The sequence below is a fragment of the Pseudoflavonifractor sp. 524-17 genome, from assembly GCF_009935845.1.
Classification (GTDB): Bacteria; Bacillota; Clostridia; order Oscillospirales; family Oscillospiraceae; genus Pseudoflavonifractor_A.
The window spans coordinates 52,799-69,274 of sequence record NZ_QWEK01000017.1 but is presented as its reverse complement, the minus strand read 5'-3'; the positions used below and the strand labels follow the sequence as shown (position 1 = coordinate 69,274).

Annotated in this window: 9 protein-coding genes, 2 pseudogenes and 1 riboswitch; of the genes and pseudogenes, 10 read left to right on the top strand and 1 reads right to left on the bottom strand. The window is 54.4% G+C overall.

Annotated features, from left to right (window positions below; genetic code table 11):
• Nucleotides 1–33 precede the first annotated feature (33 nt).
• The 4 genes from D1159_RS07655 (at nt 34) to D1159_RS07640 (ending at nt 8,998) form a co-directional block, all read left to right on the top strand.
• Nucleotides 34–6,120, top strand: coding sequence for a SpaA isopeptide-forming pilin-related protein (locus D1159_RS07655; RefSeq protein ID WP_161845088.1), 6,087 nt, complete (start codon nt 34–36; stop codon nt 6,118–6,120).
• A 67-nt stretch (nt 6,121–6,187) separates the two neighbouring features.
• The gene (locus D1159_RS07650) at nt 6,188–6,667 is read left to right on the top strand and encodes a PcfB family protein (RefSeq protein ID WP_161845087.1); all 480 of its coding nucleotides are present in this window, start codon (nt 6,188–6,190) and stop codon (nt 6,665–6,667) included.
• On the top strand, nt 6,664–7,233 hold the full coding sequence (locus D1159_RS20190; RefSeq protein ID WP_347563651.1) for a type IV secretory system conjugative DNA transfer family protein: 570 nt from the start codon (nt 6,664–6,666) through the stop codon (nt 7,231–7,233). Before D1159_RS07650 ends, D1159_RS20190 begins: the two co-directional genes overlap by 4 nt.
• A gap of 4 nt (nt 7,234–7,237) precedes the next feature.
• A complete protein-coding gene (locus D1159_RS07640) occupies nt 7,238–8,998 on the top strand; it encodes a recombinase family protein (protein ID WP_161845086.1) in 1,761 nt (586 codons plus the stop codon).
• 18 nt (nt 8,999–9,016) lie between these two features.
• Here the strand turns inward: D1159_RS07640 and D1159_RS07635 are convergent, their stop codons facing one another.
• Entirely contained in the window at nt 9,017–10,213 is a 1,197-nt protein-coding gene (locus tag D1159_RS07635; protein WP_161845085.1) for a cation:proton antiporter, read from the bottom strand.
• Between the two features lie 47 nt (nt 10,214–10,260).
• A riboswitch (Fluoride riboswitch) is annotated at nt 10,261–10,333 on the bottom strand.
• 355 nt (nt 10,334–10,688) lie between these two features.
• Between D1159_RS07635 and D1159_RS07630 the strand changes: the two genes are divergently transcribed.
• From D1159_RS07630 to D1159_RS07605, 6 genes and pseudogenes are all read left to right on the top strand, one after another.
• On the top strand, nt 10,689–10,982 hold the full coding sequence (locus D1159_RS07630) for a DUF3847 domain-containing protein (RefSeq protein WP_161845084.1): 294 nt from the start codon (nt 10,689–10,691) through the stop codon (nt 10,980–10,982).
• Complete coding sequence (mobQ, locus tag D1159_RS07625) at nt 10,983–12,449, top strand: MobQ family relaxase (RefSeq protein ID WP_161845083.1); 1,467 nt, start codon at nt 10,983–10,985, stop codon at nt 12,447–12,449.
• Between the two features lie 280 nt (nt 12,450–12,729).
• Nucleotides 12,730–12,900 (top strand): transposon-encoded TnpW family protein, encoded by a 171-nt coding sequence (locus D1159_RS07620; RefSeq protein ID WP_161845119.1) that lies wholly within the window; start codon nt 12,730–12,732, stop codon nt 12,898–12,900.
• A pseudogene (locus tag D1159_RS07615) lies at nt 12,896–13,114 on the top strand (type IV secretory system conjugative DNA transfer family protein); the annotation flags it as partial. The gene D1159_RS07620 and the pseudogene D1159_RS07615, both read left to right, overlap by 5 nt.
• A gap of 707 nt (nt 13,115–13,821) precedes the next feature.
• Entirely contained in the window at nt 13,822–15,612 is a 1,791-nt protein-coding gene (locus tag D1159_RS07610; RefSeq protein WP_161845082.1) for a reverse transcriptase domain-containing protein, read from the top strand.
• A gap of 152 nt (nt 15,613–15,764) precedes the next feature.
• Nucleotides 15,765–16,049, top strand: a pseudogene (locus tag D1159_RS07605) (type IV secretory system conjugative DNA transfer family protein); the annotation flags it as partial.
• Nucleotides 16,050–16,476 lie beyond the last annotated feature (427 nt).

The window sequence follows — 16,476 nt, the reverse complement described above, 5'->3', positions numbered from 1 at the left end:
CGGGCTGCATTCTGTTTTTAGGGAGGTATGTAAATGAGGCGATTGACCAGCATAATTCTTGCTCTGTCGATGCTATTCTCTCTGCTTTGCCCTGTGGTTCAGGCTGCCAGCACACCAGAGGAATCCCTCGGCAAAGTGGACATCTACAGCGGCGGCTACCCTATGGCCTATCTGGCTGTCAATGGAAGGGTGCAGACACAGGAATACACCTACTTTCTCTATTCAGACGAAGCGACGGGCGAGGAAAAGGAGATTCCTGCCTACTGCGTCAACCCGAATCTCTATGGCGTCCCCCAGACGGTGGGAAAAGGAGAGTCCATTGAGTACCTCGCCGACGAAAAGGCGGCAGATCCCAAGGTAGTGGGCATCATCGCCAACTGCTATCCTCACCGGGGGCTCGCCGAGCTGAAGCTGGACAGCCTCCATCAGGCGTTTTACGCGGGCAAGATCGCCCTGTGGTGCTATCTCATCCCGGAGTGGGACATCTCCAAGGTAACAATCAACCCCGCCCTGACCGGGGCGGAGCGGGACCGGGCGGAGCGCATCAAGGCCGCCGCTGTGGATATCTACAACCGGGGCATGGCCTGGAACAGCGTACCCCAGCCCCGGCTCACCGCCGTGCCGGACCAGGAGACCGCGTATCCCGTGACCATTGACGGCGCGGCGTATTTGCAGCAGGTGTTTACCGTCACTTCGGACACCTGGGTAAACCAATACGCCGTCAATATCGCGTTCCAGGGCGAGGTGCCAGAGGGGACCCGCATTGTGGACCTGGACAACAAGGACATTACGACCCTGCATGTGGCCGGCAGCTCCGGCGTTTACAAGGGTCAGTTCAAGGTGCTGTACCCCGCCGCCAGCGTGGAGGGCAAAAGCGGCAGCATCCAGTTTTCCCTCTCCGCCGATGTCTACCAGTACGCCGTCTTCTATGCGGTGTGCCAGGAGACGGACAAATACGGCAACCTCCAGCGGTATCTCTGCGATACCGATCCCAGGACCTCCCTGCTGCGCTCCGGCGTCAGCAAGTATACCCCCACGCCCGGCGAGACTCCACCGCCCAGTCCACCGCCGGAGTCCGGGGAACTGGAGATTGTCAAGTACGAGCAGGGTACTGACCTGCCCCTGGAGGGGGCCAGCTTTGAGGTCAAGGGCCCTGATGGGGATGTGATCGGCGTCTTTACCACCGGCCCCAGCGGCAAGGTCCGCGTTCCCGTGTCCAAGGCAGGCAGCTATACCGTCCGGGAGGTCACGCCGCCCAAGTACCACCTGCTGGACGGCGCGCCCACCAAGACCGTCACTGTCCGCCCCGGCGAGACCGCCCGTCTCACCTACCACAACCCGCCTTACGGCGACCTGCGTATTGAGAAGGTGGATGGGGCCACCGGAAAGAGCCTGGCCGGGGCGCGTATCCAGATCAAGCACATTGAGTCCGGGAAGATTTATACCGGCACTACGGATACCGGCGGCTCCTATACCTTCACAGAGCTGGCTCCCGGGGCCTATGAAATTCAGGAGCTGGCCGCGCCGGAGGGCTGGGAGCGGGACCCCCAGACCTACACCACCACCGTCGTTACCGGCGAATGTGTCACCTACACGCTGAAAAACGAGGCCCTTCCCGGCCTGAAAATCACCAAGTATGACACCGCCTCCCACGCCGCCATGAGCGGCGTAACCTTTGAGATTTTCCGGGACACCGTTTCCATCGGCCGCTATGAGACCGACGCCCTGGGGGAGATCCTGCTGACCAATCTCCAGCCCGGCACATATCGAGTGGTGGAGGTGGACACGGGAAACACCACCCATCTCATCGCCCCGCCCCAGGAGGTGCTCCTGACCGCCGACGGCGGCATCAAAGAGCTGATCTTCAACAACGACCAGAAGCCGGGAATGCGGCTTATCAAGGTGGACAGCACCGACCCCTCCAAGGTCATTCCCAACGTCCGTTTTGAGATTTCCAAAGTGGGCGGCAGCTACAAAAACGAGTTTGTGACGGACCAAAACGGGGAAATCGACCTCTCCGCACTGGAACCGGGGGCCTATCAGGTAAAGGAGCTGGAGGCCCCGAAGGGGTATCTGGTAGATGATGCCGTGCGCACGATTCAACTGAACCCCAACGAGACGGCGGAGTTTGTGTTTACCAATACGCCCCTCCCCTCCCTCCGGCTGGTCAAGCTCAGCTCGGGCGGTTCCCGCTTGAAGGGCGTCACCTTCCGTATCGCCAAAATTGAGGACGAAGCCCACTATCTGGACCGCACCACCGATGACAACGGCGAGATCAACATCTCTGGTTTGGAGCCGGGTGTGTACTCGGTAAAGGAAACCGCTACGGTATCGGACCACATCATCAACCCGAAGGAGTATCATGTGGAGCTCTTCCCCGGCAAGACCAGCACCATCACCCTTGAGAACCAGCGCCGCCCAAACCTCACCATTTACAAGCGGGACGCCGATACCGGGGCCCTTATCCCCGGCACAGTTTTCCTGGTCAAGGGGGCGGACGGCCACAGCGTCAACGAGGTCAAGACCGGGGCAGATGGAAAGGCGGTGCTGGAAAACCTCCTGCCTGGGGTCTATGAGGTCAGCGAAAAATCCGTTCCCGCCCCGTGGCTTATGGACGCCGCCCCCCAGCTGGTAACGCTCTATCCCAACCGGGACAGGGCGGTTTATTTTGAGAACCACAAGCAGCCCACCCTGACCATCCATAAAGTGGACAGCGTGACCGGCAGTCCCATCCAGGGGGCCAAGTTTGAGGTCTGGTACGGCAGCGGCAGCACCAGCACCGGGGAGCTCAACAGCCTGGGCGCTTTCTTCTCCGATGAAAACGGCCAGATTGTCATCGACAATCTCCGGGCCGGCTGGTACAAGGTGACGGAGCTGGAGCCCGCCGCAGGGTTTACCATTAAGGAACCGGCCACCCAGGAGTTTTATCTCAAGGGCGGCGAAAGCAAGACGATCCAATTTGAAAATGTGCCGCTCAACGCAATCGCGGTGGAAAAGTACGACTCTGTAACCGGCGCGGCCCTGCCGGGCTGTACCTTCCAGCTGAAGTATCTGGGCGGGACCTCCGGCACCGGCGGAACGGTCATCGGCACGAAGGTGACGGGCAAGAACGGAACCGCCATCTGGACGGGGCTCAAACCGGGAACATATATTTTAGAGGAAGTGGACCCCGCCGACGGCTACTCCATCATCCAGTCCTCCGAAACCATCTTCCTGGCGGACAGCGGAGAGCAGAGCGTGGTCACGGTCCGCTTTGCCAACGCCCCGGACGGGACGCTGCTCATCCGGAAGGTCTGCGCCACAAACCCCAGCGTCACACTGCAAAATGCAGAGTTCAAGGTGGCCTACTCGGATGGGACGTTGATTGGTGACAGCAACGGCGTTTTTCAGACGGATGAGCACGGGGAAATCCGCATCACCGGTCTGAAACCCGGCAAGAACGTGGTAGTCACGGAGACAAAAGCGCCTGCCGGATTTTTGATCGATACGCAGTCCCAGACGATCCAAATTAAGGAGGGCAAAACGGTCAGTCTGACCTTCAAAAACCAGCCCACTGGCAAGCTCATCCTCCAGAAGCGGGACAGCGCCACAGATAAGCCCCTTCCCGGCGCGGAGTTTAGAATTACGACTGCCGCAGGCTGCGAGGTGGGGTTGAACGGCATAATTGGCACGTCTACGCTGACACAGAACGGCATTTTCACCACTGACAGCAGCGGTGAAATTAAAATCACCAACCTTGCCCCCGGCACGTATGTGGTCAATGAAATCAAGGCCCCAGACGGCTATGTTATGGACAAGGCCAGTACCAATGTGGTCATTGGGCAGGGCGGCGATACGCAGGTTGTCGTGATCAAAAATTCCAAAGCCGGTACGCTGATCATTGATAAGCGGGACTCCCTCACCGGAAAGCCCTTACAGGGCGTTAGCTTTAAGGTCACAACTTCTACCGGAGAGTTTGTCCCGGATTCCAACGGCCAGATCTCCAGCAACGGCGTCTACGTAACCGATAAAGACGGCAAAATCACCATCCATGGCGTGGTTGGGACGCTGGTTGTGACGGAAACGGCCACCATCCCCGGCTACACCATCGACGAGGCCACCCGGACGCAGACGGTGGTGGTAAACCCCAACGACACGCAGACCCTCCATTTTACGAACACGCCCAGCACCACTTTGGTGATCGAGAAGTATATCGAAGGCACCACAACTCCGCTGAAAGGCGTCACCTTTTTGGTGACAGACAGCTCCGGCGAAGTGGTAGGCGGCAGCAATGGCGAGTTCATCACCGACGAAAATGGGCGCATCGTGATCGATAATCTGGAGCCCGGAACTACTATCACTGCACGGGAGGTCAAAACGCTGGAGGGCTATGTACTGGATACCACGCCCAAGTCCATCAAAATCAAGGCCGGAGAGGTACAGACACTCCGCTTTTACAACGCCAAGCAGGGCACAATCGTCATCAAAAAACTGGACAAGCAGACCGGAAAGCCGCTGGCGGGCGTGGAGTTCCAGATTACCTACGCGGACGGCAGCTACCTGGACGACGATTACGGACATCTCTCCAGCAAGGGGCTCTACACCACCGACCGAAACGGCGAAATCCGCATCTCCGGCGTGGTGGGTACACTGGTCATTACCGAAACCAAGCCCCTGCCTGGCTATGTTATGGACGAGGAAACCCGCACTCAGACCGTCCAAGTCAACCCCGCAGATACGCAGACTTTGAAGTTTTACAACACGCGGAGCGGCGGTGTGGAGCTCATCAAGGTGAGCGAAAGTGACCGCACCCAGCGCATTCCCAACGTCACCTTTGAGATCAGAAAGATGGACGGCGGACTGGTGAAGACCGTCACCACAGACACGAAGGGCCGGGTCTATCAGGAGCTGAACGCGGGCCACTATTACGCGGTGGAGGTGGATTGTCCCAAAGAGTTCAAGCTGGACAATACGCCCCATTATTTTGAGGTAAAGGATGGCGAAACTGCCACCCTGACCATAGAAAACAAGCCCTTTTCCGGTATCCTGCTCCACAAGGTGGACAGCGCCACCGGCAAGGGGATCTATGGCGTCACGTTCCTGCTGTACGACGGCAGCATGACTCCCGTGGACCAGTTCACCACCGGCCAGGACGGCTATGCCTACATCGACACCCTGGAGCTGTCCGGAAAGGTCTATCTGCGGGAGCTGGAGAACGAGGGTTATCTGGTGGATACACAGCTCAAAACCGTCTATGTGAAGCCCGGTGAAACCACCGAAATTACATGGAAAAACACGCCCATCACTGCGCAGATCCAGATTACCAAGAAGTCCGCCGGCTATAACCCCACCAACGGCCTGCCTGCCGGTACGCCGCTGGAGGGCGCGGTGTTTGAAATCAGCGATAAGGCCGGGAATGTGGTGGACACCATCCAGAGCGACAGCCGGGGTCTGGCTGCCTCCAAGCCCCTGCCCCTGGACCGCTATACCATCCGGGAGGTGAAAGCCCCGGACCATTACGGCGTCAACGATACCGTTTTGACCGCCTATCTGGAGCATCCGGGCCAGATTGTCCGCTTTGAAGTGACCAACAAGAGCCTGACCACCGGCGTGTCCATTACCAAGACTGGGCCCAAGGAGGCTATGGCGGGCCAGCCGGTGAATTACACCTTCTCCGGCATCGCCAATACCTCCACCGTCCGGCTGGAGAATTTTTATTGGCGGGACACCCTCCCCGCACAGGTGGAGCTGAACACCGTAGTCACCGGCACCTACAATTTCCCCGGCACCTATAAGATCACCTACCGGGTCAACGGCGGGGAGCCCCGCACCCTGGCGGACAGCCTGAGCACAGCCAAGAACTATACCCTGGCGGCCTCCCCGGCGGCGCTGGGGCTGGCTTCCAACGAGCGCGTGACGGAGATTATGTTCGTGTTCGGCCAGGCCCCCGCCGGGTTTGCCCAGGTGGAGAAGCCCATGCTGCTGTGTACCGCGCTCAAAAACATCGCCGCCGTGTCCTTCGTGAACGTGGCGGATGTGGGCGGCACTTACAACGGCAAGTGGGTTCAGGCCATCTCCCGCTGGGTTACAGCGGTGTACGGCAAGCCCATTGTGCCCACTCTGCCCCGTACCGGCTATTAAAATCGCACATCAGATTGCGGGCCGCCCCCTCTTGGGGCGGCCCGGCTGTTAAAAGGAGGGATGCCCCTTGCAGGACGAGGTGCGGGACAAGTCCGTGGCGCTGGTGATCCGTGTGGGAAAGACTGGCGGACGGCTGACCGCCGATCTGCTGAAATGGGCCATGAGACGCTATCTGGCGCAGTCCAAAAACCCCAGCATCCACCACGGGAAACAAACCGTGAAGCAGCTTGTGGGGCAGGGTCAGGGCGTCCAGAACATTGAGATCACCGGTAAAAATATCAAGTCCTTTGAGCATGTGGCCCGGAAATACGGCGTGGATTTCGCGCTGAAAAAGGACCCGGCCCAGGGAAAGTATCTGGTCTTCTTCAAGGCCAGGGATGCGGATGCCCTCAACGCCGCCTTTGCCGAATATACCGCCAAAACCCTGCGCCGCAGGGCCCCGGAAAAGCCGTCCCTGCGGCAAGAGCTGGCCCGCTTTAAGGAAATGGTGCGCAATGAGGAGCGGGATGCGGCGAAAAACCGGGACAAGGGGGCGGTAGAGCGGTGAGGTTTGACTGGAAAAGAGTCCTGCTGCTCAGCTTCCCCTATTTGTTTGTGTTCTGGTTCTTCAACCGCGCGGGCGAGGGATACCGGCTGGCGGAGGGCGCGGATCTGATTGCAAAAGGCATGGGAGCGGTCTCCAGTTTGGGGGCGATGATTTCTCACAACCCCCTGCCCAGCTTCCACCCCCAGGACCTGCTGGTGGGGCTGGCCGGGGCGCTGTGTGTTCGGGCGGCGGTCTGGATGAAAGCCAAAAATGCCAAAAAATACCGCCGCGGCAGGGAGTATGGATCGGCCCGCTGGGGGACGGCAGACGATATACGTCCGTTCATCAATCCAAAATTTGACCAGAACATTCTCCTGACACAGACGGAGCGCGTCATGGTAGGCCGCAACAAAATTCCTAAGTACAATATCAACAAAAATGTGCTGGTCATCGGCGGCTCCGGCTCCGGCAAGACTCGCTTTCATATTAAGCCCAATTTGATGCAAATGAACGCCAGTTATATTGTCACCGACCCGAAAGGGATAATATCTCAAGGACGGAGAAATCCGCACACTTTTGGGAGGTGACGATATGGCACACAATATCGCCAAAATTACAGCATTATACGAGCGTTTGAGCCGTGACGATGAGTTACAAGGCCCCAGCAATTCCATTCTGAACCAGCAGGCATTTTTGGAGGACTTTTGCAAACGGAACAGCTTCACCAATGTCCGCCACTTCACCGATGATGGAGTGAGCGGCACAACCTTTGACCGGGACGGCTTCAAGGCCATGATAGCCGAGGTAGAGGCCGGGAATGTGGCAACGATCATCGTCAAGGATATGAGCCGCTTCGGGCGTGATTATCTCAAAGTCGGCTTTTACACCGATGTCATGTTCAGAGACAAGGGCGTGCGCTTCATCGCTGTCAACAATGGTATCGACAGCGACAAGCAGGGGGATAACGATTTTACCCCGTTTTTGAACATTATGAACGAATTTTATGCCCGCGATTCCAGCCGGAAGATACAAGCCATTTTCAAGGCCCGGATGCAGGACGGCAAGCGCGTGTCCCCCAGCGTCCCCTACGGCTACCGCCGTGACCCGCAGGACAAGCAACACCTGATTGTGGATGAAGAAGCCGCTGCCGTTGTTCGGCGCATCTTCCAGATGGTCATTGAGGGTTACGGCGTGAAGGGCATAGCGGATGCTCTGACCGCTGACAAGATACTGATACCCTCCGCCTATGCCAAGCTGCACAACCCGGAGAACGACCACAGCAAGGGCTTTCATGACCCCTGCCTTTGGTCAAGTACGGCAGTTGGCTACATTCTGGAAAAGCAGGAGTACATGGGGCATACCGTGTTGGGCAAGACCATCTGCGAGAACTACAAGACCAAGAAACGGCGAAAGGCCAAGCCGGAGGAATTGATGATTTTCCGTGACACACATGAGGCCATCGTGGACGAGGAAACGTGGCAGCTCGCCCACCGTCTGAAGAAAACTATCCGCAAACCCAGCTATCCAGACCGTCCCGCCAATCCGCTGACCGGGCTTCTCTACTGCGCCGACTGCGGACACAAGCTGACCCACCATCAGCCATCCCCCAGCAAGAAGAAGGTCTATGACGCTGATGATTACTATATCTGCGGGAATTACCGTCAGTTGACCCGTGACTGTACCATCCATTATATCAAAACTTCCGCTATTGAGAAGCTGATATTGACGGCGATCCGCGAGGTGAGCGCATACGTTCGGGAGGACGAGAAGCAGTTTATCCGCATCGTGCGTGACGCCGCCAGCGCGGGGCAGGAGCAGACCGCCAAGGAGCAGAAGAAGCGGCTTCGCCAGGTGGAAAAGCGGATTGCCGAACTGGACGAGTTAATCAAGAAGCTGTACGAGGGGAACGCCACCGGGAAGATACCCGACAAGCATTTCAACCGTCTGTTGGCAGAGTACGACACCGAGCAGAGCGCATTGGAGCAGGAGGCGGCGGAACTGAAAGAAGGCATCACCGCCCAGGCCGAGGATAGCATGAGGGCGCAGAGGTTTGTTTCCCTTGTGCGGCGATACACCAGTTTTGACGAACTGACTGCCCCCATGCTCAACGAGTTTGTTGAGAAAGTCGTTGTCCATGAAGCGGACAAATCCACCGGGGACAGGCGGCAGAAGGTTGATATATATTTCAACTTCATCGGCTGTTTCGTTCCACCCAAGCCGGAGGTTATTTTGACCGCCGAGGAAGAAGCAAAAGCGCAAAAGGCGTTGGCGGCGAGGAACCGGGAACGGGAGCAAAACAAGCTGCGTATGCGCCGTGTGAGGGAGGCACAACGGTTGGCAAAGGGATTGTGAAAAGTATCACCTACAAAATCATTCTCTTTTTAGTAGCTTTTTGTATGTCAAATCCATCCCAATCGCACCCAGAGGAGCAGTAATGAGGATGGACAGGACAGCAACAGAAAGCACAATATTTCCACAGGGCAGTCCCAGGGCGAGGGGAACAGAACCGATTGCAGCTTGAACCGTTGCTTTCGGGAGATATGCAATCATGCAGTATAACCGTTCTTTCCAGTCTAATTGTGTACCAAGCATACAAAGGCATACACCAACGCATCGAAATGCAAGCCCTATCGAAATCATCAATACTGCACCAATGCCAGCTTGCAGGGTGTAGCGAATATCTACCGCCGCCCCGACAAGAACAAACAATATGATCTCCGCCGCAAGCCACAGCTTTCCGTATTTCTCCTGCAAACGGTGGGTCACATTAGAATCGCTTCTCATGGCGAGGACAAGGGCCATACTCATGATAGCAAGTAGGCCAGAAAGCGCTATGATACCCTCCAACCAATTTTCCACAGCAAGAAGAAGAAATGAAACCCCCAGCACAATGATAACCTTCATGCTGTTCCTGATCGTGCGCTGGTGGGAGTGATTAAAGTCAAAGAACCATGCCATCACAAATCCAACACCAGCGCCGAACAGGATACCCAACACAATGGAAACCGGGATATTCACAAAGTCCATGATTTGGACGTTACTGCCTTGCCCCATGCTGACAAAGGTACTGAACAGGACAATCACAAATACATCGTCCAGTGAGGCACCAGCAAGGATCATCTGTGGGATGCTCTTGTTTGTTCCGTATCTCTCCTCCATAAGCTGCACCATCCTGGGAACAACTACCGCAGGAGATACCGCACCCAATACCGCGCCCATAATTGCCGCTTCAATTCGATTGATGTGCAGCACAAATGGTGCGATAAGGACAAATGCTAAAATCTCAAATACTGCCGGAAGAAAGGACATCAGCAGAGCCGGTCTGCCTACCTTTTTTAAGTCCTCAATATTGAGCGAGAGGCCAGCCTTTATCAAAATGATAACAAGGGCCATTTGGCGCAGATCTGCTGAAATGCCAAGAATGGAAGCGTCAAGTAGATTCAACACATAGGGGCCGAGCAAAATGCCGCCGACCAGCATACCGATAATGCGTGGCAGCTTTAGCCTTTGGCAGATGGACGCAAGAGCCAGTCCCACCAGGAAAACAAGGGCAAGTGAAGTCAACATAGAAATACCTCCTAAATACGCAGAAAAGCCGATGCTTTCTGCGATTTGAAATCACAGAAGTCATCAGCTTAAACAAGCGGTTTAGGTTTCCCAAGGGAGAACTTCATTCCCTGTTTTTTATTATATCCACTTGCAATGTGTTTTGCAATAGTTTTTTAAAAATAGCAGGTAGAAAATATCCCTTGGGACAAGGGCGCACTTCTATACATGGTCTGCGACCATGTATGAATTGCGCTCTGCGAGGCCCGGCCCTGACTTCCGAAAGTCCGGGCCGTTTGCGTCGCTCCGCTCCGAACAAGGGGCTGCGCCCCTTGCGCCGCTTCGCGGCTATCCCTGCGCCCTCGCCGGAAAGGTACACCCGCTTTGCGTCTGCACCTTTCCGGCGAGGCTAAAACCGAATACTGTCACCCTTGACCGTTTACCCGACACAGCAGGTAGACGGTCTTTTATTTTGCCAAGAAGGAGGTCAAACACCATGAAGAAATCACGCGAGGAATTGGAGAAACAATGCGCCGAGGCCAAGGTCAAAGTGGAGCAGTACCAGCACCGGGGTCAGCGGTATGAGAACCGCATCCGCTACTACACCGAGGGCGAGAGGAAGAAGCGGAACCACCGCCTTATCACCCGTGGCGGAGCGGTGGAGAGTATTGCCCCGAAGGTGCGCGGCATGAGCGAGAGGGCCTTTTTTCTTTTGATGGAGAAGGTCTTTTCCCTGCCGGAAGTTGCCGCCCTGGTGAGCCAAGCCACCGACCAGCAGGAGGGCGGATAATTGGCCCTGTTCCATCTCCACGTCACCCAGGTCAAGCGGAGCGCGGGACAGTCCGTTGTCACGTCCGCTGCCTACCGCGCCGGAGAGAAACTTTACAGCGAATACTATGGCGAGGTCAGCGACTACACCCACAAGGGCGGCGTGGTCTGCACAGACATTCTCCTGCCGCCCCAGGCCCCCGCCGAGTACCAAGACCGCGCCACCCTCTGGAACGCCGTGGAGAAAGCCGAGCGCGGCAAGAAAGCCCAGCTTGCGTACAGCTTTGATATTGCCTTGCAGAACGAATTTTCTTTGGAGGAAAACATCGCTCTTGCAAGACAATTTGTTTCGGAGCAGCTTGTGGGCCGGGGCATGATTGCCGACTTTGCCATCCACCAGCCGGACAAGGAGGACGGCGGTATTCCTAACCCGCACTTTCATGTTCTCTGCCCTATCCGTCCTATCGAGGAAAGCGGCAAATGGGGCTTTAAGCAGCGGCGTGTCTACCATCTGGACGAGGACGGGAACCGCATCATGGGCGAGGACGGCAAGCCCCTCTTTGACGCTGTTCCTACCACCGATTGGGGAAGCCCGGAAACGCTGGAACGTTGGCGGGAGGCGTGGGCCGCTATGGTCAATGCCAAGTTTGAGGAAAAGGGGCTGACGTGCCGCATCGACCACCGCTCCTATGAGCGGCAGGGCCTTGACCTGCTGCCCACCGTCCATGAGGGCGTGGCCGTCCGCCAGATGGAGGCCAAGGGCATCACCACCGACAAGGGCGATTTGAACCGCTGGATAAAAAAGGCCAACAACATTCTGCGGGACATTCGGAAGAAAATTGCCGGCCTGACAGACTGGATAAAGGCCGTAAAAGAAGAATTGAGCCAGCCCCAGGCCCCGACCCTTGCCGCCCTGCTGACCGACTACTATGAGGGCCGGAACGCCGGAGTATGGAGCCGCAACGCCAAGATTGGGAACCTCAAAGATTTTGCCGAGGCCGTCAATTTTCTGACCGAGAGGGGCATCGACACGCTGGAAGATTTGGAGGCCCATATTGCCGCCCAGGGTGAGCGGGCGGAGGCCATCAACACGTCCATGAAAGCGAAGCATGAACGTCTGAACGAATTGAAGGAACTGCTTCGCCTTGTTGACCTCTACCGGGACACCAAGCCCATCTATGACGAGTTGCAGGGTATCAAGTGGAAGGGCAAGAGGGAAAAATTCGAGAGGGAGCATGAGGGCGAGTTGCGGACGTTCCACATGGCCCGCCGCAAGCTGGACAAGCATCGTTCCCCTGCTGGTAAAATCCCCGTTCATGCGTGGGAACAGGAACAGGCGCGGCTTCACCAGGAGTACACAGCCGAGTATGAGCAATACAAGCCCATCCGGGACGATTTGCGGAAACTCCAACAGGTGAAGCGGAACGCCGACGCTGCCATACACCAGCAGGAGCAGACCCGGCAGAAACGCCGGGAGGCGGAGCGGTGAAGCGTGGACATTTAGGACTTTGTATGCCTTGCGCTCCAAGGGCTTTTAGATGGCCCTCAGAGGGGGGCTGATACTTTCCCTTCCCCCGCTCCAACGTGAGCGACAGAACGGCGCTGACGTGGCGGCAGAGCGCACCGCCGCGCCGCCGCCGGATTAACTTTGATGAACGATGAAAGGAGAGCCTATGACCAACGACCCCAGCATGACGATCACCAGCACCATCCCCGCCCCGGAGGGGAGCAACAGCACCAGCAGAGAGGGCAAGACCATTCCCCTGCCCATGATGGAGGGCGGCAACGCTCCACCCACCCCGGACGCGCCGCCGCCCGCCCTGGTGCAGAAAATCGGCAACACCACTTACGAGGTGTCACTCCATTTCAGCACCACCAGCAGGGAAACCATGAGCGACAAAATCAACCGCCTTATCCGTCGGGAACTGGACGCATCCTGATTTTTTCAAAATTTCCACACTCTGTCCTTGACAAACCGAGCGAAAGGGTACAGTCGTCGAGGAATGTGGAACCATGCTAAAGGAACGCGGCGGTTATGAGATAAAGATACTCAATACCATCAATTTTAAGCAATCCATGCGGTATAACCCCTTCCAATATATCCGCTGCGAGAACGATATCCTGAAGCTGGTCAACTGCATCATGGAAAACAGTGCGCCTTGAATCACAACATAAAGCACGTGTAGTAACGTGACACCGTTGTGAGCCAGACGAGAACGCCCGATAGGAGGTGAAATAGCGTATCTCGTTGGTAATTGATACGACTGGCGGCGGCACAAGAGCCAAATATCTTGTGTATCCGACTGCGGCTAATACTCCTGCCGGCTGTCTGGTAACAGGCAGTCGCGAAGCATAGGTGAAGGCGGGGACAATGCTGGTGACAGTACACCCCGGGCTCCGCTGTATATGGATAGAAATTCTTTTACTTGTACACTTCGTAACCATGAGTATCCGCCCTTTTCGACAGAAAAGAGGGTACAAAAATGGGTCTACCTCACGCAATTTTGTTTTGTTGTTATGGGGGATGGCGTTATGGCCGCCATAGAGTACGTGAGAAGCGTACCGCAGAAATGCAGGCCCACGGAGTAGAGGAGAGTCCTAAGTGCAGCATTAAGGCAGTCGTATTGATACAAGGGAACTGCCCAGCGTTATAGCAATCATTGGGGACGGTCCGCACCGAAAGGGTAAGGCCAGAAAGATGATGAATGGGTAGTCACCGGGGCCGTAGTAGCGAAGATACCCTATCAAGAAATAGGGAGTAGCAAAGGGCCTTAGTCTTGCTTTGAACGATAAAACAGTATTTCCAGTTCGCCCCATTAGACGCAAGAGACTAATCGTTACGGAAATGAGGCGAAAAGCCTATGGCAGTAAACAATATTTACTATGTGGATATGGAGAAGCGTTACCGTGATTTTCAAGAAGGAACTGTGGATATGCGGAATCTGCATCCTATGGTCTATGATGATAGGAATGTGGCACTGGCTGTCCGGCAGTTAAGTCAAAGTCCTGGAAGGATGGCATTGGGACCGGATGGCACCAATTACAAAACATTGGAGAAATATTCGGTTGCGGAGTTATCGGAGATTGTGCGGAAACGGCTTTTCAGTAAACGGATGGATTATGTCAGGCGCACCTATATTCCAAAGAGAAATGGGAAAATGCGTCCGCTGGGCATCTGTTCCATCTGGGACAAGCTGGTTGAAAAGTGCATACAGCTTGTTTTAGAACCCTATTGCGAAACGAAATTCGTACCTAGTTCTTTTGGCTTTAGGGAACGTGTCAGCACTCATAATGCTCTGGCAAAGGTGAAAAATGAATGTCAGACCAAGCCTTATGTATTATCCATTGACATGAAGGACTATTTTGGCACCATAGACCCGGATATAACCTACCGTGAATTATGGCATATTGGTGTGAAGGACCAGGTTATTCTCAACTATATCTATCACTTCATCAAGAAAGGGTATTTTGAGAATTCCTGCAAGGTAGAGGACCCAAAAGGGTCCCCGCAGGGCTCCATCCTAGGTCCGCTAATCAGTAATGTCTATCTGCATCGGTTTGATGTCTGGCTGAGGGACCAAGGTGACTGCTGGCATGACCCTACCGTGAAGAAATTCCATGACCCAGGAAACAGAAGGCGGCGGATGGAAGAAACCAATCTGAAAATCGGGATTCATGTGCGCTATGCAGATGATATTCTGGTGCTGTGCAAAGATTTGGAGGACGCAGAACGCTTTCGTCATAGTGTGACTAAGTATCTGACCAAAAACATGAAGTTGGTCATTAACGAGGAAAAAACGAAAATCTACGACCTTACAAGGGAGAGGATGAAGTACCTCGGCTATGACTTCTATGTTTTCAAGCGAAATACTAAGCATCCGAAAAAGAAAGGCCGATTCATGGTTGCCAATACGTTGCCTAAAAACCGGGCAAATGAGATTGTTGCAAAATGCAGAGAACTGTTGCAGCAGATTCGCAAACATCCCCAATATGATACATTCCATGAATGGAACGCCTATGTGGTAGGCATCCACAACTACTACTGTGGCATGAACTTATTCTGTGAGAGTTTTAATCAATTAGGCTGGCGAATTAAAAAACTGTTTTACCACACAATGGAAAAGACGGCTAAGTTTACATATGAGCAATTCTGTAAGAACAACTATCTTCAAGGAAAGTACAGCTCATGGGGAAAAAACGGCTACTATTGTTTTGAGGGATTTCCAATCATCGAGATTAGCTGGGCAAGCTATGATAAAGGCTTGATTGCGGCAGTTAAAGGAACTGTAAAGAGGGATAATCCTTATCACTATGGTGAGAAAAAGCATAGGCCCGGTGTTTCGATGGAAATGATAACTTATTTGGTGAACACCTCAAAGTATATCAAAAATAGTCGGCTTGCAATGTTCAGAATCAGTAAATACAGCTCAATGAAAGGTATCAGCTATCTGTCTGGTGAATTTGTGCCGGTGGATGAATATCACTGCCACCATATTATACCCCGGTACAAGGGTGGAAGCAATGACTTTGATAACCTTTGTGTTCTTTCAGAGCTGGAACATCGAATTTTGCACAGCAGTACCCCTGAACAGCTTTATGTGCTTTTCCCGAAAAAGAAGAAAAGGATAAAAATGCTCATTGATGCACTGTAAATCTTTATACAGTCAATATGTCATTACTCCATTGAATATGGGGCACTCTCGGAAAGGGTGTCCCAAAACAAAGTAAGAGGGTGCGCCGGATGCGTCGAAATGGCGCCCGTCCGGTGTGGAGTGGGGGAAAAGACCGAGGCGTTAAACCAGAGTCTTACCTATCACTATCCAAGGGCGAGGACAGCAGGGGCGGTGAGGACTTCTGGAGTAAGGCCGAGGCATTGTACTATCAGGCGCTCATTGCGTACATTTGGTACGAAGCCCCGGCGGAGGAGAAAAACATGATTACCCTGCTGGATATGCTGAATGCCTCAGAAGTACGCGAAGAGGATGAAACCTTCAAAAATGCCGTGGATTTGATGTTTGAACGGTTGGAAAAACGGGACCCGGAGCACTTCGCCGTCCGGCAGTATAAAAAGTATAAGATGGCGGCGGGTGATATATGCTCTAAGCGACTTGTTAATTCACTGATTTTTCGGTGATAGACGAGGGCAGCTTAGAGCATATTTCATTTTGAGGAGGTCTGTGCTATGGCAAAAACCAAGATTGCGCTGCTGTACGAGAGGTTGAGCCGTGACGATGAACTGCAAGGGGAGAGTTTTTCAATCCAAAATCAAGATGGGATTTGTCAAGGATAATTTCACCGTGGCGAACAAATTTCCATACGCAATGCCTTGGGCCTACAATAATATGGGGCGGCGTATGAATACTGATAAAATGTAGGCAAAAAATATTGTAAACGAATTGAATGATGTAAATGGGCAAAGGACAGCATCCAAAAATGTGCTGTCCTTTAATAATACCTGGGCGTTCTTGGTTTCTGTCCTTTCTGTCGGTTATGGCAAAAATTCTTGGAACTTTAGG